The sequence below is a fragment of the Delftia sp. PE138 genome (assembly GCF_018320755.1).
GTDB classification, from domain to species: domain Bacteria; phylum Pseudomonadota; class Gammaproteobacteria; order Burkholderiales; family Burkholderiaceae_C; genus Comamonas; species Comamonas tsuruhatensis.
The window spans coordinates 26752-46337 of the sequence record NZ_JABEPN010000016.1 but is presented as its reverse complement, the minus strand read 5'-3'; the positions used below and the strand labels follow the sequence as shown (position 1 = coordinate 46337).

General features: G+C 69.7%; 13 protein-coding genes and 1 pseudogene. All 14 read left to right on the top strand.

Going from position 1 to position 19586, the window contains the following annotated elements:
- Nucleotides 1–2821 (top strand): annotated as a pseudogene (locus HFGMBDPB_RS29030) (hypothetical protein); the annotation flags it as partial.
- Nucleotides 2822–2903: 82 nt separating this feature from the next.
- A complete protein-coding gene (locus HFGMBDPB_RS29025) occupies nucleotides 2904–3428 on the top strand; it encodes an OmpA family protein (protein WP_016450685.1) in 525 nt (174 codons plus the stop codon).
- 136 nt (nucleotides 3429–3564) lie between these two features.
- Nucleotides 3565–6726, top strand: coding sequence for a UDP-N-acetylmuramoyl-tripeptide--D-alanyl-D-alanine ligase (locus tag HFGMBDPB_RS29020; RefSeq protein ID WP_212646768.1), 3162 nt, complete (start codon nucleotides 3565–3567; stop codon nucleotides 6724–6726).
- 99 nt (nucleotides 6727–6825) lie between these two features.
- Nucleotides 6826–8670, top strand: a complete 1845-nt coding sequence (locus HFGMBDPB_RS29015) for a peptidase domain-containing ABC transporter (RefSeq protein WP_016450683.1) — start codon at nucleotides 6826–6828, stop codon at nucleotides 8668–8670.
- Nucleotides 8667–10064 carry an HlyD family type I secretion periplasmic adaptor subunit gene (locus tag HFGMBDPB_RS29010; protein ID WP_016450682.1) on the top strand — a complete coding sequence of 466 codons (1398 nt, stop codon included), beginning with the start codon at nucleotides 8667–8669 and terminating at the stop codon, nucleotides 10062–10064. The genes HFGMBDPB_RS29015 and HFGMBDPB_RS29010 overlap by 4 nt, the downstream gene beginning before the upstream one ends.
- Nucleotides 10064–11797: a TolC family protein gene (locus HFGMBDPB_RS29005; protein ID WP_212646767.1), complete on the top strand. Its 1734-nt coding sequence runs from the start codon at nucleotides 10064–10066 to the stop codon at nucleotides 11795–11797. The genes HFGMBDPB_RS29010 and HFGMBDPB_RS29005 overlap by 1 nt, the downstream gene beginning before the upstream one ends.
- A gap of 98 nt (nucleotides 11798–11895) precedes the next feature.
- Nucleotides 11896–12072 (top strand): Flp family type IVb pilin, encoded by a 177-nt coding sequence (locus HFGMBDPB_RS29000; protein ID WP_016450680.1) that lies wholly within the window; start codon nucleotides 11896–11898, stop codon nucleotides 12070–12072.
- 109 nt (nucleotides 12073–12181) lie between these two features.
- Nucleotides 12182–12358 (top strand): Flp family type IVb pilin, encoded by a 177-nt coding sequence (locus HFGMBDPB_RS28995; protein WP_016454539.1) that lies wholly within the window; start codon nucleotides 12182–12184, stop codon nucleotides 12356–12358.
- Between the two features lie 2 nt (nucleotides 12359–12360).
- A complete protein-coding gene (locus tag HFGMBDPB_RS28990; RefSeq protein ID WP_080649882.1) occupies nucleotides 12361–12945 on the top strand; it encodes an A24 family peptidase in 585 nt (194 codons plus the stop codon).
- A 192-nt stretch (nucleotides 12946–13137) separates the two neighbouring features.
- The gene (gene cpaB, locus HFGMBDPB_RS28985; RefSeq protein WP_212646766.1) at nucleotides 13138–14184 is read left to right on the top strand and encodes a Flp pilus assembly protein CpaB; all 1047 of its coding nucleotides are present in this window, start codon (nucleotides 13138–13140) and stop codon (nucleotides 14182–14184) included.
- Nucleotides 14185–14209: 25 nt separating this feature from the next.
- Nucleotides 14210–15724, top strand: a complete 1515-nt coding sequence (locus tag HFGMBDPB_RS28980; protein WP_212646765.1) for a type II and III secretion system protein family protein — start codon at nucleotides 14210–14212, stop codon at nucleotides 15722–15724.
- Nucleotides 15725–15728: 4 nt separating this feature from the next.
- Nucleotides 15729–17270, top strand: a complete 1542-nt coding sequence (locus tag HFGMBDPB_RS28975) for a P-loop NTPase family protein (RefSeq protein WP_016450675.1) — start codon at nucleotides 15729–15731, stop codon at nucleotides 17268–17270.
- Between the two features lie 7 nt (nucleotides 17271–17277).
- On the top strand, nucleotides 17278–18600 hold the full coding sequence (locus tag HFGMBDPB_RS28970; protein WP_016454536.1) for a TadA family conjugal transfer-associated ATPase: 1323 nt from the start codon (nucleotides 17278–17280) through the stop codon (nucleotides 18598–18600).
- Nucleotides 18597–19559, top strand: coding sequence for a type II secretion system F family protein (locus tag HFGMBDPB_RS28965; protein WP_016450673.1), 963 nt, complete (start codon nucleotides 18597–18599; stop codon nucleotides 19557–19559). The genes HFGMBDPB_RS28970 and HFGMBDPB_RS28965 overlap by 4 nt, the downstream gene beginning before the upstream one ends.
- Nucleotides 19560–19586: the final 27 nt, after the last annotated feature.

Below are 19586 nucleotides of genomic sequence, written 5' to 3'. Positions count from 1 at the left end.
CCCCACCAATCCGACCAACCCCACGGATCCCACCAACCCGACCAACCCCACCAATCCCACGGACCCGACGAACCCGACCAATCCGACCAATCCCACGGACCCCACCAATCCGACGGATCCCACGGACGGCCACGGCCTGATCACCTCCGTGCAGGACGTGGTGGGTGCGCTGTCCGGTGGCACGGTCGCCGGCCCGGTGGGCAACCTGATCGATACGCTGGTCAATCCCGGCAGCGGCACGCTGTCCGGGGTGACAGGCCTGCTGGAGAGCCTGACCAGCACCAATGGCGGGCCGCTGGGCGTGCTCACCGAGCTGGTGGACGGCCTGGTCAACATCCAGAACCAGGGCCTGGAGCCCCTGATCAGCACGCTCAATGAGCTGCTCAAGGGCCTGGATGAAGCGGGCTCCGGCGGCTCCATCGGCACGGTAGTGGACAACGTGCTCGGCGGCCTGCTCGACGAAGACGGTGCGCTGGGCGGCCTGCTCGCCGGCGTGGGTGGCCTGCTGGGCGGCCTGGTGGGCGGCGGAACGGGCAACCCGCCCGGCACGCCTGACAGCGGGGTGGTCACGTCCGTGCAGGACGTCGTGGACGGCCTGCTGGGCGGCACGGTGGCAGCGCCTGTGGGCCAGTTGCTGGATGCCCTGGCCAACCCCACGGACGGACTGCTGTCCACCGTGACCGGCGCGCTGGAGAACCTGACCAATGTCGAGGGCGGCCCCCTGGGTGTGCTGACCGAACTGGTCAACGGCCTCACCCAGGTGGACGGCGAAGGCCTGGCCCCGGTGATCGGCACGCTCAACGAGCTGATTGCCGGCCTGGGCAACGGCCTGGGCGAAGATGGGCTCGGCGGACTGGTCGGCAGCCTGCTGGGTGGATTGGTGCCCGGCGGCGGCACGGGTGGCGGCACGGGAGAAGGCCTGGTCACCACGGTCCAGGACGTGGTGGACGGCCTGCTCGGCGGCACCGTCGCAGCCCCTGTGGGCCAACTGCTGGACGCGCTGGCCAATCCCACCGATGGAACGGCCTCGGTCGTCACCGGCCTGCTGGAAGGCCTGACCAGCGTGGAAGGCGGCCCCCTGGGCGTGCTGACCGAACTGGTCAACGGCCTGACCCAGGTGGACGGCCAGGCCCTGCAGCCGGTGATCGGCACCCTCAACGGCCTGATTGCCGGCCTGGGCAGCGGCCTGGGTGAAGGCGGCATCGGTGAACTGGTCGACGGCCTGCTGGGCGGCCTGATCCCGGGCGGCACGGGAGGCGGCAGCGGTGACGGCCTGGTCACCACGGTCCAGGACGTGGTGGACGGCCTGCTCGGCGGCACCGTCGCAGCCCCTGTGGGCCAACTGCTGGACGCGCTGGCCAATCCCACCGATGGAACGGCCTCGGTCGTCACCGGCCTGCTGGAAGGCCTGACCAGCGTGGACGGCGGCCCCCTGGGCGTGCTGACCGAACTGGTCAATGGCCTGACCCAGGTCGATGGCCAGGCACTGCAGCCCGTGATCGGAACCCTCAACGGCCTGATTGCCGGCCTGGGCAGCGGCCTGGGTGAAGGCGGCATCGGCGAGCTGGTCAGCGGCCTGCTGGGCGGTGACAGTGGCCTGCTGGGTGGCGTCCTTGGCGACGACGGCCTGGTCGGCGGCCTGCTCGGCGGTGACGGCGGCCTGCTGGGTGGCGTGCTTGGCGAAGACGGCCTGGTCGGCGGCCTGCTGGGCGGCCTGGTTCCGGGCGGCGGCACAGGCAGCGGCGACGGCCTTGTCACCACGGTGCAGAACACCGTTGGCGACCTGCTCGGCGGCACGGCCGGAGCGCCTGTGGGCCAGGTACTGGATGCGCTGATCGACCCCGGCACCGGCGCCCTGTCCGTGGTCACGGGTCTGGTGGAAGGCGTGACCCAGGTCAACGGCGGTCCGCTGGGTGTGGTGACGGACCTGGCCAACGGCCTCACGCAGGTCCCGGGCCAGGCACTGCAGCCGGTGATCGGCACCGTCAACGGCGTGCTGGCCGGTCTGACGGGAGGCGACGGCCTACTGGGCGGCGTGGTTGGCGGCGTGGTCGGCGGCGACGGTGGCCTGCTGAGCGGCCTCACGGGCGACACCGGCCTGGTCGGCGGCCTGCTGGAGACCGTGGCCGGCGACAACGGCATCGTTGGCGGCCTGCTCGGCGGCGACGGTGGCCTGCTGGGTGGCCTCACGGGCGGCACCGGCCTGGTCGGCGGCCTGCTGGAGACCGTGGCCTGTGACAACGGCGTCGTTGGCGGCCTGCTCGGCGGCGACGGTGGCCTGCTGGGCGGCCTCACGGGCGACACCGGCCTGGTCGGCGGCCTGCTGGAGACCGTGGCCGGCGACAACGGCATCGTTGGCGGCCTGCTCGGCGGCGACGGTGGCCTGCTGGGTGGCCTCACGGGCGACACCGGCCTGGTCGGCGGCCTGCTGGAGACCGTGGCCGGTGACAACGGCGTCGTCAGCGGCGTGCTGGACACGGTGGCCGGCGACAACGGCATCGTCAGCGGCGTGCTCGACACCGTGGCCGGCGACAACGGCATCGTCAGCGGTGTGGTCAACACGGTCGTCGGCGACAACGGCATCGTCAGCGGACTGCTGGGTGGCGGCAGCAGTGGCGGCGGCCTGCTGGGCGGGCTGCTGGGGGGATCGTCCGGTGGCGGACTGCTCGGAGGCCTTCTGGGCGGCACTTCTCAAGCGGCAACGGCCTCTGCGGCCGAGCTGGATCCGATTGCCACCTCCATCAGCAGCCATGCCAGCAGCACGGCCGATGCAGCAGCCAGCGTGTTGACGCAGCAGTTGCACCACAACGCCCTGCTGTGAGCTGCAGCGGCGCCTGCGGGCGCCGCATTCCTTCCCTGCGCCGCCGCCTCGCGGTGGCGGCGCACGTCCCAGGAGATTTTCCATGTCACACACTCTCAGGCTGTGCACCATCGTGCTGCTGGCCGCAGGCCTGGCCGCCTGCGGTTCCACCGCCACCACCAGCACGCAGCGTTCCGAACACCACTACGCCTTCGGCAAGGCCCCGGCGCCTGCGCCGGCCAGCTCCGGCGTCGCACCCGTGGTGGCCACGAGCCAGGCCGACCAGCGCGGTCCCGCCAATGTCGCCCACATCGTCTACTTCGACTTTGACGCCTACACCATCCGCAGCAGCGACCGGGCCATCGTGGAAAGCCATGCGCAGTGGCTGCGCAGCAATCCCGGCCGCTCGGTGATGCTGCGCGGCCATACGGACAGGCGCGGCGGCATCGAATACAACCTGGCGCTCGGCCAAAAACGTGCCGACGCGGTGCGCAACAGCCTGCAGCTGCTGGGCGTGAATCCGGCCCGCGTGGAGTCCGTCAGCTACGGCAAGGAGCGGCTGGCCGACGAAGGCACGAGCGAAGACGCCCACCAGCGCAACCGGCGCGTGGAATTCGACTACCGCTGAGCCGCCGCGCTCCGCACTCGCCTGCCGCCGGGCCGCCATGAAAGAACAGATCCGTACGCGGTCAGCGCACCGCAGCCCGGCGTCCCGTCCCCACGGGAAGCGCAGCCTCCCACTGACCTTGACCGAGGCCGAGAGCATGTTGTCGCAGCAATTGGCAAATGGCCTGGAGTACCTGGCACGGCACATGGTGTTGCTGCCCGAGCCCTACCCCGGCTGCATTCTTTTCTTCACGGTGGCGGCCGAGAACAAGGCCGCCTCCGTCTTCCATGTACGCGCCACCACGCTGGAGGCCGCCTGGCGCGAGGGGGCGACCCGCGTGCGCCAGTGGGCCTGGGCCCGCAAGCGCGATGAGGTCGATCTGCGCATCGACTGGGTCCAGGACATCACACCCCTGGAGGCGGACAGTCCCCTGCCCGATTGCCGTGCCTGGACCGAGATGCCCCTGCGCTCCCTTGCCCTGGCCGATGCCAGCCTGGAGCGCGCGCAGTTGCTGCACCCCTTGCTGCCCGATCCGCCCCAGGGTGGGGCTGCCGGCGCACCCGACGATGAGCCCCCCCTCCCACGCCCCCTGCATCCCCCCTGCCTGCTGCTGCACCTGCGCGGCATGTACATCAGCGGTGAGCATCCCGCCTTGGCCGTGCCGCGAACCGACCCGCCGCAGCAGCGCCTGTGGCCACACCTCGTGCCCGTGCACGCCGCGGTCCAGCAGCTGCTGGCGCAACAGGGCAAGGAAGGGAGCTGGCCCGGTTGCGAAGACGTGTGCGACCACCTGGGCGTGACCTACGCCCTGCTGCAGGCCCAGCGCCATGCGGGCAGCGCCGCACTGGCGCAGGCCATTGCGCTGGCCATGGGCCACGTGGAGCAGCGGCTGCAGCCGCTGCCCGGCGACTGCCTGTCCGGCGCGCTGGCCATGCTGGTGCTGGCCCGCCACCTGCGCAACAGTTTTGTGCTGGGGCCGGGGGCCGACAGCCAGGCCCGCGCCCGCATTCCGGCGCTGATGGACCCGCTGGCGGAAAGCCTGCTGTCCACCGCGGCCGCGTCGGCCAGCGCCACCAAGGCCGAGGCTGCTGCCCACGCCGATGCATCCCGCAGCGGCCAGCCCCTGCTGAGCTGGGCCGAACTGGCCATGCATGCCTATGCCAGCTCCCGCCCGCCCACCAGCGACAGCCCCACGCTGCGTGCGGCGCGCAGCGCCCTGCCCGAGACGGCCGTCCTGCCCGCCGCCTTCCTGCAGGCCGCGCTGCCGCCGCTGCTGCGCATGCCCGGCAGCCCCGATGACCGCCCTGGCGGGCAGGCCGACGACCCCTGCGCTCGCTGGATAGGCATTGCACTGGTCGAAAGCCTGCAGCTCGACGCTGGCCTGGAGCCACAGCCCACGGACCTGCTGCGCCAGTGGCAAATCGGCCTGCAGCGCCATCTGCAGGCCCTGGCCCAGCGCGCCATCTGGCCGGAACAGGCGCTGTACCTGCCGCCCGCCCGGCGCCGCCATGCCGCCTTTGCCGACGCCAGCCTGCGCCAGGTGCTGCAGTCCCCGCGCGAAATCGCCTGGCTGCTGGCATCCAGCCTGGCCGGCCTGGAGCTGCTGGACGCGCTGGCCCAGGCACTGCGCTCGGCTGCCAGCCACGCAGTGGCCGAAACCGAACCGGAGCACGAAACCGAAGGCGAAGGCGAAGGCGAGGCCGTGCCTGCGCAGGCCGGCAATGGCCCGGATGCGGACGGCAGCCCTGCCAGGGCCTGCTTGCCGGGGGCGCGCGACGGCGAGGCCGCGGGCCGGCCGGCTTTCTCGCCCGCGGCCGGGACCCTGTACCCGTCCATGTCCTGGGAAGGCCCTGCACTGGCCGAGCTGATGAACGGACGCTGGCTGGATGCCCCGTCAGCGCAAGGCAGAGGTGCCGGCACCTGCTGCGCGGGGCTGGACGCCAGCCGCCTGCACCATCAGCCCGGCGCCGCCGTGCTGGTGCGGCGTGCCGGCATGGCCCTGGGCGTGCAGGCCGCCGCGCTGCCCACGCTGCGGGCCTCGGCCCTGATCAGCAGCAGCCCGCAGGGCCTGCTGCACCATGGCGTGCCCGTGCTGCATGTGCCCGACATACAGGAAGGGTTGCGCAGCCTGGCGCAGGCCGCCCGGCGCCGCATCCAGGCGCCCGTGATCGCGGTCAGCGGCTGCGTGGGCAAGACATCCACCCTGGGCATGCTGCGCCAATGCCTGCAGGACGGCGGCGATGCACGGGGCGACGCCCTGCTGTCCCAGGGCACGGCGCTGCAGATGATCAACTGGAGCGAGGCAGCGCCCTGCGCCCTGCTGGAGCTGCCATTGCAGGCACTGCGTGGAGATCTGCCGCTGATTGATCCGGACATTCTGGTTATTACTAATCTTTCAATTAATGACATCCCCAGTACTGGTGATTCCGAGCAGTGCGGACCGGCCGGTCTGTCCGCCTGCCGCAAATACGAGGCGCTGCAGGAAGTCGTGGAAGCCATGCAGCACATGCACAAAGGCAGTGCATTGGTGATCGAACAAGACATAGGTGAAAACCCGTGCATTATTGAGAATGCCCAACGCATGGGAATGCGTCTCATCACCTTCGGTCCGCATTCCAATGCGCAGGTCCGTGAAATGGGGTTTCACAATGGAAATCTGCAAATAAGCATAGACAACCGGCGCCTCGGGATTTCCCTGCAATCGGATGGCCACCACATGGCCCGCAATGCTCAGGCCGCGCTGGCCGCCATGCATGCGCTGGGCTATGCGCCTGCCCAGGTCCAGGCCTCGCTCGCGCACTGGCGGCCGCTGATCGGCGCCGGCCAGCCGCAGCTGCTGCCCAGTGGGATCTGCCTGCTGGACCACAGCCTGAGCAACCACTTACTGTCCATGCATGCTGCTTTTTCCCAGCTGCAGGAGCACGCCCCCCATGTCAGCCGCAGGCTGATCGTGCTGGCCGGCATACAGCCGGGCCAGGTCAGCATGGACACTGCACAGCTGGCGCTGGAGCCGCTGGTGCGCGCGGCCCAGGCCCGGCGCGTGCTGCTGTACGGCGAGCCGCTGCGGCAGCTGGCGGCGGCCCTGGCAGATCTTCTGCACGTCAATTGGTATGACGATCTCAATCAATTGATCTGTTCACTTCTTCGCACAACCCATAAAGGCGACACGGTTTTGTTGGCAGGCCGCGCCACTACCAATCTGGCCCTGGCCGCAGATGCCATACGAGACAGTTTCAGTGGACACGGGGCCCACCTAATAGCATCCAGCCCCGCCATCCGCTTTGATCCACATCAAAATCAAATGAACATGCATTATTGATTGAATAAAACTTATAGAGGACTGTATATAACTCGCTACAGTATTTGGGAAACGAGCGCCTTTACATTTTGTAAAGACGTTTACTAAGCCCATCAGAACATGATCCGATACCTTCTTCCCCGCCAGTTGGCCAAGGCCACGGCGATGCCGTCGGGAACGGAGACGGTGGGGGCTTTTGCAACTGCCATCGCCGAGTCCTTCGACCGGGCCGCTCACCAGCTGCGCCGTGCCGCGTGGCTGTCCCTGCCCATCAGTGTGCTGGGCCTGTTGCCATCCATCTTCCTGCTGCAGGTCTACAACCGCGTCATTGCACGCGGCGGCACGGCCACGCTCACGGCCATGGTGGCCGGCGTGCTGTGCTTCCTGGGCCTGGAATGGTGGCTGCGCCGCCGGCGCGCCCGCGCCCTGCGCGAAGCCGGCGCCATGATCGACCGCGATGTCTCCCAGGCGCTGATGCATTCCATGCTGCGCCACCCGCTGGCCGCGCTGGAGCAGCGCTCTTCCAGCCAGTGGCTGCAGCTGTTCCGCGACGTGAGCGCCATGCGCTCGGGCATGTCCGGGGGCCTGGCGACCTCGCTGCTGGACCTGCCCATGGCCCTGCTGGCCCTGGTGGTCATCGGCATCATTGCCTGGCCCGTGCTGCCGGTGATCCTGGTGGCCATGCTCATCATGGGCGTGCTGGCATGGTGGTGGGCCGACGAGGTGCGCAGCGGCCGCGTGGAGGAAATCGCCCAGGCCCGCATGCTGGACCGGGGCACGGCCGAAGTCTGCAACGCCCGCGCCACGCTGAAGGTGCTGGGCTACGACGCCGCCGCGCGCCAGAACTGGCAAAACGGCTATGACCGCTGGCTGGCCGAGAGCTTCGGCAAGAACGGCGAGATGGAAAACGCGCGCGAAGCCAGCACCGTGCTGCTGACGCTGTTCTCCATCGCGGTGATCACCGTGGGTGCCATTGCCATCAATGCGCAGTGGATGAGCATCGGCAGCCTGATGGCCGTGAACCTGCTGTCGGGCAAGGCGCTGGGCCCCATCTCGCAGCTGGCCAGCAACTGGCGCTCGCTGGCCCAGGCCAACGAGGCCGCACGCCGCCTGCAGTCCGTGCTGGAGGAGCCCGTCGAAATCACGGCCGAGACCGTGGACCTGCCGCGTCCCCAGGGCCGGCTGCGCCTGGACCAGGCCAGCTTCCACTACCCGGGCGGCCATGTGGCGCTGGAGCAGGCGTCGCTGGAGATCGGCCCCGGCGGGCTGCACGCCATCGTGGGGCGCAACGGCGCCGGCAAGTCCACCCTGGCCAAGCTGCTGGCAGGGCTCTACCAGCCCACGCAGGGCCGCATCTTCATCGATGAATACGACATGGCCCAGTTCCCGCGCGCCGAGCTGGGCCGCTGGATAGGCTGCCTGGCCCAGCAGGTGTACTGGTTCAGCGGCCCCATCGTGGACGGGCTGCGCATGGTCAATCCCGATGCCGACGACCACAAGATCGTCACCGCCTGCCAGATCTCGGGCGCGCATGGCTTCATCAGCCGCCTGCCCCAGGGCTACCAGACGGTGCTGGGCGAAGGCGGCGCGGGCCTGTCGGCGGGCGAGCTGCGCAAGCTGGCCCTGGCCCAGCTGTTCCTGCGCAACCCCTCCGTGCTGATCCTGGACGAGCCCAGCAACGACCTGGATTTCGAGAGCGAAACCGCCCTGCTGCAGACACTGCGGCAGATTGCGCTCAAGCACACGGTCATCGTCGTCACGCACTCGCTGCGCGTGGCCTCCATGGCCCAGCACCTCTACCATGTGCGCGGCGATGGCGGCATCGAGCATGGCTCGCCCCAGCAACTGCTGCCCCAGCTGTTCGGCACGGCACGCGAGGCCGCCGTGCCCGCAGCGGCCCCCGCACCCGCCGACAAGGCCCCGCACCCCGACCAGCCCGCCGTGGCGCCGGAGCTTGCCTCATGAGAGCCGGCCGCTACGACGATCTGCCCCTGGTGCTGCGCCAGTCGCACCAGCCATCCCGCCCGCTCGAGGCCGGGCCGGCCGGGGCCGGCGCGGATGCATCTGGCGCAACGCCACCCGCAACGCCCCCCGTATCGCGCTGGGCAGGCCTGGCGCGCGGCAAGTGGCTGCTCGCCATCCCGGTCACCGCGCTGGTGATCACCGGCCTGTTCTATCCCGTGGAGAACGTGGTGGTGGCCAGCGGCCAGGTCATCCCCTCCGACCGCGTGCAGACCGTGCAGCATCTGGAAGGCGGCATCGTCACCGCCGTCCATGTGCGCGAAGGCCAGGCCGTGACCCAGGGCCAGCCCCTGCTGGAGATCGACCTGGGCGGCAACAGCCTCAACCTCGAACAGCTCACGGCGCGCATGGCCACGGCCCAGGCGGTCAAGGTACGGCTGGGCGCGGAAAGCCAGGGCAGGCCGCTGCAGCGCACCAGTTTCCCGGCCGACCTGGACCCGCAGGTGGTCCAGGCCGAGCTGGGCGCCTTCTCGGCCCGCGCGCTGGAACACCAGGGCAGCATTGCCGCGGCCCAGGCCCAGCTGCAGCAGGCACGCGGCGACGTCGCCCAGGTCCAGGCCCGCATCGAGGGGCTGGAGACCAATCTGCGCCTGCACCAGCAGGAAGCCTCCATTGCCGGGCAGCTCGCCGCCGAACAGTTGATCGGCCAGCTGGAAGTGCTGGACAAGCAGCGGGCGCTGGAGCAGGTCCGCGCCGAGCTGGCGGCATCGCGCCAGACGCTGTTCAGCAACCGCGCCAAGATCGAGCAGGCCCAGGCCAAGCTGCAGGAGACCCAGGGCGCCTTCCGCCGCCGCGCCTCCGACGAACTGGCCCAGACCGAACGCGAGCTGGCCAGCCTCAACGAAGACCTGGTGCGCGCCCGGACCCAGCGCACGCGCACCGCCGTGCTGGCGCCCACCAGCGGCTTCGTCAAGGGACTGCGCAGCTCGGGTGCAGGCTGGGTGGTCAAGCCCGGCGAGCCCATCCTCGAAGTCGTGCCCGACAAGGACGAGGTCATCGTCGAAGCACGCCTGAGCCCCGCCGACCGTGGCTACGTGCGCACCGGCCAGCCCACCCGGGTGAAGATCTCGGCCTACGATTTCCTGCGCTACGGCTCGGTGCCCGGCCAGGTCACCCTGGTGGCCGCCGATGCCGACCGCGACCCCAACCTGGCCGACTCGCCCTCGTACTTCCGCATCCAGGCCAGCCTGGAGCAGCCCTGGGTGGGCCGCACCGACAACCGCATCACCACCGGCATGCAGGCCGAGCTCGACCTGTTGCTGGGCCACGAACCCTTTATCTGGTACTTGCTGCGGCCCGTGCTGCGCATCCAGAGCGAAGCCTTCCGGGAGCCCTGATGCAAGGCCGCCCGTCCACTCCCACCACAGGCTGGCACGCCCGGCTGCGCCAGCTGCTGGCCGCTGCCTGCTGCGTATCGGCCCTGCAGGCGCTGCAGGCTGAGGCCGCGCCCATGGCGGCCGAGGAACCGGACCTGGCCACCACGGCTGCGGCGGGCACGGCGGACTCCGCTCACGCTCACGCTCACGCACCTTCACCCGAACCCGCATCCGTCCCGGTACCCGACGCCGTGGTCCTGCGCCTGGCCCAGCAGCTCACGCCCGGCACCCTGGCCAGCGACAGCGGGCAGCGCCGCCTGCTCGATGCCCTCTACGCCCTGCTCGACGAATACCCCGACGTGCGCAAGGCGCGCGCCGCGCTGGAATCGGCCGGGCATGACGTGAACACCGCGCGCGGCGCGCGCTGGCCCACCTTCAAGGTGGGCACCAACACGGGCGATGCCAAGCTCCGCCGGGGCCGCGAGTCGTACACCGCCGTCAATGCCGAAGTGCGCATGGCCCTGCTCGATGGCGGAGCCATCGGCGCGGGCATCCGCTCGGCCGAATCGCAGGAGGCGGCCCAGGGCAGCGTGCTCTACGGCACGCGCCAGAACGTGCTGCTGGAGGCACTGACCGCCCTGCTGGAGCTGCACCGCTTCGAGGACAAGGCGCGCGTGGCGGCCGAGTCGGCACGCATCATCGGCCAGCTCGCGCGCATCGAGGAGCGCCGCGCCGAACTGGGCGCCGTGGGCCGCAACGACCTGCGCCAGGCCGCCTCGCGCCAGGCCGGCGCCCTGGCCCAGCAGCATGCGCTGGAGTCGCAGCGCATGGATGCGCTGGCCCGCTTCACGCGCTACTTCGGCTTCACGCCCCAGGCCGGCTGGCTGCCCCAGCTCAATGTGCCCGAGCAATGGATGCCGGCCAGCGAAGACTCGGCCCTGCAGGCGTCCGAAGCCGTCAGCCCCGAGCTGCAGGAAATGCAGCAGCAGATCGAGAAGGCCCGCGCCGAAGTCGACCGCAGCAAATCCCAGCGCTTTCCCACCCTGGCCGCCGTGGTGGCCCACACGCGCGACCCCAGCGGCGTGCTCTATGCCGAGGGCACGCGCTACGGCGTGGAGCTGAGCTGGAACTTCGGCAACGGCTTCGAGCTGCGCGACCGCATCCTCAAGGCCATCAACGAACTGCAGGCCCAGGAAGCGCAACAGGAAACCGTGCGCCGCCAGGTGCGCGAGACCGCCTCCGCCGCCTGGGGCCGCACCCAGTCCGGCCGCCAGCGCGAAAGCCAGCTGGCCGACGCCGTGCGCGAGGCGCGCGCCGCCTTCGAGGGCCGCCGGCGCCTGCTCGAAGTCGGCCGCGGCAGCCTGGCCCAGGTGCTGGACGCCCAGCTGGACATGCAGCGCCTGCTGCTGGACGAGGCCGACGCCATCTACGACCAGCGCATCAACGAACTGCGCCTGGCGCGCACCACCGGCCGCCTGCTGCCGCAGGACCCGCCCGACCAATGGCTGAACGCGCTGTTCAGCACGCAAAAACCCATTCCAGCAGGTGGCGGCACGCCGGACCCCTCGCCCGGCACGGTGCCCGGCATGGCTCCCGGCCAGGCCCCCTCGCGCACCCGCCCCGACCTCATGGACGCTGCCGTGGCCACCCTGTCCGCCAGCGCCATGCCCCAACGAATCCAGCTGCGCCTTGAGCAGCAGTTGCGCCCCATTTCAGACGCTTTTCAAACCACCGCCGCGCGACAGCAGTGGTGAAGTGGGAAGCAGGGGTTCCCGTGCAGCGGCCGGCTTGGGCCCATCGCCAGCCGCTGCCATCGACAACGATGGGCTTTTGCAACCGAAAGGACGATGCCATGACCGACATCATCAAGAACTTCTGGAAAGACGAGGAAGGCGCCACCGCCATCGAGTACGGCTTGATCGCCGGCCTCATCGCCGTGGGGATCGTGGTGGGCGCCACTGCGCTGGGCACCAATCTGAACGGCCTGTTCACACGGATCGCCACCAAGCTCACCGGCTTCACGCCCTGAGCGCCGGCTCCGGCGCGATCCGAGTGGGCCCGCAAGGGGGCGGCCCGATGCGCGATCGCCATGCCGGCCACCGGCCCCGAGGCAACTTGCAAACCGAAAGGACCATGACATGACCGAAACGATCAAGAACTTCTGGAAAGACGAGGAAGGCGCCACCGCCATCGAGTACGGACTGATTGCCGGGCTGATTGCCGTGGGCATCGTCGTGGGCGCCACCGCGCTGGGCACCGATCTGAACGGACTGTTCAACCGGTTGGCCACCAAGCTCACAGGTCTTGCGCCCTGAAGATGGAGCCGACCTCGCTATGGCTATGCGTCTGCATCACATGGCTCGCAACGATTGCGGCCATGGATCTGCGCATCCGCCGCGTGCGCAACTGGATGGTGCTGCTCGGCCTGGCCACAGGCGCTGGCGCACTGGCCAGTGGGGCCCAGCCGTTCCAGGTCTCGGCCTGGAACGCGCTGGCCGGCATGCTGGCGGGGTTTGCCGTACTGCTTCCTTTCTATGCACTGCGCTGGATGGGAGCGGGCGACGTCAAGTTCGGCGCGGTCGCGGGACTGTGGTTCGGGTGGGGCTTCGACCTGCTGCTGATCTGGACCGGCGGCAGCCTGCTGGCCGGCCTGCACGGTGTACTGGTTCTGTCGCTGCGCCACCTTCGGGACAGCCCCACCGGGCTGTGGCTGCAGGCACGGCTGCCCCTGTCCAGCGCGGCCCTGTCCTGGACTGCCCGCCTGGCGCCCCTTGGCGCGACGCCCCGGCCCGCAGGCGCCACCGATGGACCGCGCCAGCCCCAGCGCTCCATCCCCTATGCCGGCTACATGGCCATTGCGGCCATCGCCCTGGCCTGGCGCCACAGCCAGCCACTTGTCTGAACCGGAGATGCCCATGCCTGTCACCTGCCTGCCTCCACGCCGTCCATGGACCGGCTCCGCCACACGCCATGGCCGTGCGCTGCCTGGACGCTTTCCTGCCCTGGAGGAGCTTCTCCGCCATGGCAGGAAAGCGCCAGGGCAGCCCCCGGCCCTGAACACCGTCGCAACGCACTTGCACCAGGAGTCCCAGCCATGAACCTCACCAAGATTCTTGCCGGACTGCTGGTTGGGCTTGCCATCGTGCTTGCGGGCCTTGCCTGGATGCTGGGCAGCCAGCCCGCACGCCCCGTGGCTGCCCCCGCCCCCGCGGCCTCGTCGCAGCCGGCCCCCGAACCGGCCCAGCTGCACGCCGTCGTGGTCGTGGCCCAGGCCATTGCCGCAGGCCAGCGCATCGGCAGCGACGATGTGAAGCTGGCCCAGCTGCCTGCCCCCGTGCCGGGCAGCTTTGCCGCAACCGACGACGTGCTGGGCCGCACCACGCTGATGCCGCTCACACCGGGCACCCCGCTGTTCGAGCAGCAACTGCTCAGCGGCCTGGCGCTGCAACTGGAGCCGGGCCAGCGGGCCGTTGCGATTGCCATCCGGGAGCAGATGGCCGCAGGCCACCATGTGCGCCCCGGTGATTTTGTGGATGTCTACTTCACGCTGGACGGCAAGTCCGACCAGGCGCCCGTGGACGCGCAGACCCGGCTGCTGCTGGCGCGCAGCCGCGTGCTGGCCTATGGCGCCGGCAGCGTCGAGCGCCCGCCCCTGTCGGCGGCCCAGCGCCAGGCACAGCAGGACAAGGAGTCGTCAGGCTCGCCGCTGCGCCGCGCCAGCGCCGGCGATCAGGCAGGCCAGCGCCCGGAGAACGTGCAATCGGCCGTGCTGGCCGTGCCGCTGGACGATGTGGAGCGCCTCACGCTGGCCGAGAAATTCGGCCAGCTCACCCTGGCCCTGCGCAACCCCGACGACCTGTCCGTGCCCGATCCCAAGCTCTTCGCCGCCCTGCCCGGCGCGCTGCAGCCGGTGGCCGGCCGCCTCAGGAAGGACCAGACGCTGGAGGGTGCAGACCGCGCCTTCGCCGGCCTGCGCATGCAGGACCTGGCCACCGGCGCCGACGCCAGGAACATCCGCAAGCCGGCCGCGCAGCCCATGACGGCCCTCGCGCCCGCCGTGCGGCCGCAGCCGCAGCGGGCCCCGCGCGAACGCACGGTGGAGCTGCACAACGGAGCGGCCGTGCAGATGGTGAACTACTGACAACACACAACAAGAGGGAGATGCCATGAAGTGCAAGAACATCTCGACGGCCGGGGCCACGCCGCTGCAGAGGGCGGTCTGGACGCTGTGCGGCAGCATGGCCTTGCTGGCCTTGCTGGCCTTGACGCCAGCGGTGTCTGCCCCAGCGGACACCGCTGCCGGCCAGGGCATGGCCAACCCTGGTGCCGGCGACATGCTTCCTGGCGAATCCCTGCAGCTGGTGGCCGGGCGCCAGCACCTGATGGCGCTGGCCGACGCCCCGGTCCGCATCGCCGTGGGCGACCCCAATGTGCTGGATGTGAAACTGCTGCGCGCCACGCCGGGCTCCGGCGCCAGTGCCGGCTCCGGCTCCGGCTCCGGCGGAACCGAGCTGCTGCTCACGCCCAAGGCCCAGGGCAGCACCAGCTTGGTGGTGTGGCCCCGCAAGGGCGGCGTTCCCCAGCGCTGGGAGGTTCAGGTCAGAGGCCAGCACCTGCTGCTGGAAAAGCGGCTGGCCTCGGTCCCCGAGCATGCCCAGGCCGTGGCCGAACTGCGCCTGGGCGCGCCCGCCCAGACGCCGCTGGTGGACAACGCGCAGATCGATGTCAGGAGCAACACCGTGCAGGTGGACGTGCAGGTGGTGGAGTTCAAGAAATCCGCCATGAAGCGCGTAGGCGTCAATATCTACAGCGGCGGGCGCAACAACCAGGGCTTCAGCTTCGGCAGCTTCAGCCCCGGCGTGGTCGGCAGCATCAGCACCAATACCAACGGCACGGGCACGGGAACGGGCAATACCGGGTCGGGCGGTACGGGCTCGGGCAACACGGGATCGGGCAGCGTGTCCAACAACACCTCCTCGGCCATTGCCAGCGCCATGAGCCTGGTGATGACCTTCGGCAAGGCCTTCAGTGGCGCCGGCATCGTCACGCAGCTGAGCATCCTCGAGGGCAACGGCATGGCCCGCGTGCTGGCCCGGCCGACCCTGCTGGCACAGACCGGCCAGAACGCCAGCTTCCTGGCCGGCGGCGAGCTGCCGATTCCCGTGCCTGCGCGCGACGGCAACATTGCCATCCAGTACAAGGAATTCGGCATCAAGCTGCAGCTGACGCCCACCATCCTGTCGGACGAGCGCATCGCCCTGAAGGTCTCGCCCGAGGCCAGCGACCTGGACTTCAACAGCGGCGTGACCATCAGCGGCGTCACCGTGCCCGCCATCCGCACGCGCCGCGCGGACACCTCGGTGGAGCTGGCCGATGGCGAGAGCTTCGTCATCGGCGGGCTGGTCAGCCGCGCCACCACCTCCAACGTCAGCAAGGTGCCCGTGCTGGGCGACCTGCCCATCCTGGGCACGTTCTTCAAGAACCTCAACTACACGCAGGAAGAGACCGAGCTGGTGATCATCGTCACCCCGCGCCTGGTCCACCCGCTGCCCGCCAGCACCAACCTCGAAGCCCTGCTGCCGGGCGCGCGCTCCGAGCAGCGCAACGCCGGCAAGGTCTGGCTGCCCTACCTCGCCGGCGGAATGAACCAAGACACCGCCGTACCCGGTTTCTCGTACTGACGACATGACAAGCAAGCCCACCGCAACCGATTCGCCTGTGGACGCCACAGGCTCGCCGGCCATCGGCTCACCCACCTCGCTGGAGACATTGCTGGGTCTGCGTTCCTCGACCTCGCTGGCCGGCAAGCTGCAGCCCGCCACCGACGCGATGGCCCAGGAAAAAGCGCTGCTGGACAAGGCGCTGCTGGACAAGGCGCCACCGGACAGGATGGCGCCGCCCCATGCCGCAGCGGCGTCCGCCGCTGCATCGACTGCCGCGCTGCGCCAGCCGCCACAGCCGCTCGACGATGTGCTGGAGATGGAGCTGCTGTTCATCCATGCCGGCACGCCCGAAAGCGCGCTGGCCCAGTCCTGGATGCAGCGCATGCTGGACGGCACACGGCTGCACGTGGCGCGCTTCCAGGACAACATCACGGAGCAGGTACAGCGCTTCATGCCGCATGCCATCTTTGTGCATTTCGACCCGCTGTCCACCGACGAGGCCGCCCATCTGGCCTCCCAACTGCACATCTCCCACCCCCACCTGCCCTGCGTGGCCGTGGGCCGCACCAAGTACCCGCAGTGCATGCTGGCCGCCCTGCGTGCCGGCGTGCAGGATTTCCTGGACGTGGACGCGCCCGTGCAGACCGCGCTGCAGACCGTGCGCGAGCTGATCAAGCGCATGCCGGCACCGCAGTCCAGCGCGCCCAGCGCGCCGCTGACGGCCATCCTGTCCGCACGCGCGGGCCTGGGCAGCAGCCTGCTGGTCTCGCACCTGGCCTGGTATCTGCAAAAGCGCCTGCACGGCCGGATCGAGGGCAAGGAAATCAGCGCCAGCGAAATCAGCAACGAAACGCTGGACGGCCTGCTCATCGACCTGGGCAATCCCAGCGGCGACTGCTCCCTGTACATGGGAACGCAAAGCGACTTCGACTTCATCGAGGCCGTCAACAACCTGCGCCGCTTCGACCGGCGCCTGGCCTCCACCGGCCTGTCACGCCACGAAAGCGGCCTGCGCATGCTCACGCTGCCGCGCCAGTCCAGCCGCCTGCGCGATGTCTCGTATGCCGACGTCGATGCCCTGCTGCTGCGCCTGCGCCAGTACTTCCGCCACGTGATTGCCGACCTGGGCGCCGTCGTCCCCACCCACCTGGCCATGCGCGTGGCGCTGCGCGCCAGCCAGGTCTGGGTGGTCTGCGACCAGAGCGTGGCCAGCGTGGTCTCCACCACCGAACTGCTGCGGCAGCTGGACGAGCAAAAGATCGAGCGCGAACGCATGCACCTCATCGTCAGCCGGCACGACAGCCAGCTCGAACTGGAGGCCCAGCAGATCGCCAGGCAGCTGCAGCTGCCGCTGCTGGCCACCATCCCCGAGCGCCGCCGGGAGCTGGCCCAGGCCGTCAACCAGGGCCAGCTGCTGCCCAGCCGCCTGCAGCGGGAGCCCTATGTGCAGGCCGTGGACAAGCTCGCCACCTTGCTGATCACCACCCACCACCAGGCCCATGCGGGCGATCAGGCCGCGCCCGCCCGCGGACTGAACCGTTTCTTCCACCGAACAAGAAGCTGAACGCACCATGACGACCACGGCTTATTCCCATCTGGCGGACGCACAGGCCAGCGAGTTCGAGCAAAGCGCGCTGTTCCTCGACCTGAAGAACCGCACGCACGAGCATTTGCTCAGCCGCATCGAGGAGCTGGGCGCCGAGTTCGGCCGCTGGTCGCAGGCTGCCATCGCGCAGTTCGTGCTGATGGAGCTGGACAGCTTCATCCGCCTGCACTCCGTGCCCGTCAACGAGCAGGAGGCGCTGCAGGTGGCGCGCGCCCTCACGCGCGAACTCACGGGACTGGGACCGCTGCAGCCGCTGCTGGAGGACCCCCGGGTCGAGGACATCCTCATCAACGGCCATGGCAACATCTACGTCTCGCGCGGCGGCGTGCTGCAGCGCGAGACCCTGCACTTCAAGGACGACGAGCATGTGCTGCGCATCGTGCGCCGCATCCTGGCGCCGCTGGGCCGGCGTCTCGATGAATCCAGCCCCATGGTCGATGCCCGCCTGCCCGATGGCGGGCGCATCAACGTCATCATCGAGCCGCTGTCCATCGACGGCCCCTCGGTCTCCATCCGCAAGTTCCGCAAGGACCCGCTGACGCCTTCCGAGCTGGTGCAGCTGGGCACCTTCAACCACGACATCTGCCGCATCCTGGAGATGGCCGTGCAGGCGCGCTGCAACATCCTGGTCAGCGGCGGCACCAGCTCGGGCAAGACCTCGCTGCTCAACGCGCTGGCCAGCTTCATCCCCTCCAGCGAGCGCATCGTCTCCATCGAGGACACGGCCGAACTGGCCCTCAACCACAACCATGTGGTGCGGCTGGAAAGCCGCCCCGGCGGCTTCGACGGCTCGGGCCACGTCAGCATCCGCGACCTGCTGCGCAACAGCCTGCGCATGCGGCCCGACCGCATCATCGTCGGCGAAGTGCGCGGCGGCGAAGTGCTGGAGCTGCTGCAGGCCATGAACACCGGCCATGACGGCTCCATGGGCACCATCCACGCCAGCTCGCCGCGCGAATGCCTGTACCGGGCCGAGATGCTGGCAGGCTTTGCGGGCTTCCAGGGCAGCGAGGTCAGCCTGCGCCGCCAGATCGCCAATGCCGTGGACTTCATCGTGCAGATCGGACGCCTGTCCAACGGCCGCCGGCGCCTGCTGTCGCTGACCGAGGTCACGGGCATGACGGACAACATGATCTCCATGCAGGAGCTGTACCGCTACGAGCCCCAGGTGGGCCCTGACGGGCAGGAGATCGACCACTGGGTCTCGCTGGGCATCTCGCCCCACTCGCCCAAGCTGCTGAGCTGGTGGCGCTCGCAGCAGCAGGCCGGCAGCGGAGGCGTGCGATGACAGGCCTGGCACCCGTGATCCTCATCCTTGGCGCGCTGGCCTGCCTGCTGCTGGCACTGGCGCTGTGGGTGATCATGCGCGGGCGCCGCAAGGAGCATGAGCAGTCGATCAAGCTGCACCTGCAGCGCAGCGTCGAAGGCCACAGGGAGGCGATTGCGCCCGCGCTTGCCATGGCCGAGCCTGTCTACAAGCCCGCCGCGCCGCAGCCTGCGCCGGCGCCCGCCGCGGTGCAATGGCTGAACCAGCGCCTGGGCATCCAGTCCTGGGGCATCTCATCCAACACCCTGGCCCTGTTCGCCATCACCGGCCTGGTCCTGGCCCTGCTGGCTGCCAGCCAGGCAGGAGCGGCGGCAGGGCTGGTGGTGGCTGTGCTCTATGCCGTGCTTCTGGGCCTGGGCATCTGGCGGCGGCAGGCCAAGCGCCGCGAAAGGCTGCTGCAGCAGCTGCCCGGCTTCCTGGACAACATGGTCCGCCTGATCTCCATCGGCAACTCGCCCCATGCGGCCTTCCAGATGGCGCTGAACAACGTCCCCGATCCGCTGGGCGATGCCCTGCAGCAGGCGGCGGCCATGCTCAGTGCCTCGCCCGATCTGGGGCAGGCCATGGGCCAGCTCGAGCGCAACTGGCGCCTGCCCGAATTCGGCCTGCTGGCCGCCGTGTTCCGCATGAGCGTGCGCTATGGCGGCCGCGCCGACCTGGTGCTCGAGCGCGTGTCGGCCTACATCCGCGACCGCCAGTCCGCCGAGCGCGAACTGCATGCGCTGTCCTCCGAGATCCGCATGTCGGCCTGGGTGCTGGCCCTGCTGCCCCTGGTGGTGGGGACGCTGATCATGGTGATCAACCGGGGCTATTTCATGCGCATGTGGAACGACGACAGCGGCCAGACCATGGTCCTGGTCGCCGCCGCCCTGGAAGCCCTGGGCGCCTTTCTCCTGTACCGGCTGGCCAAGCTGAGGTGAACCCATGACAGCACAGGCACAAGCACA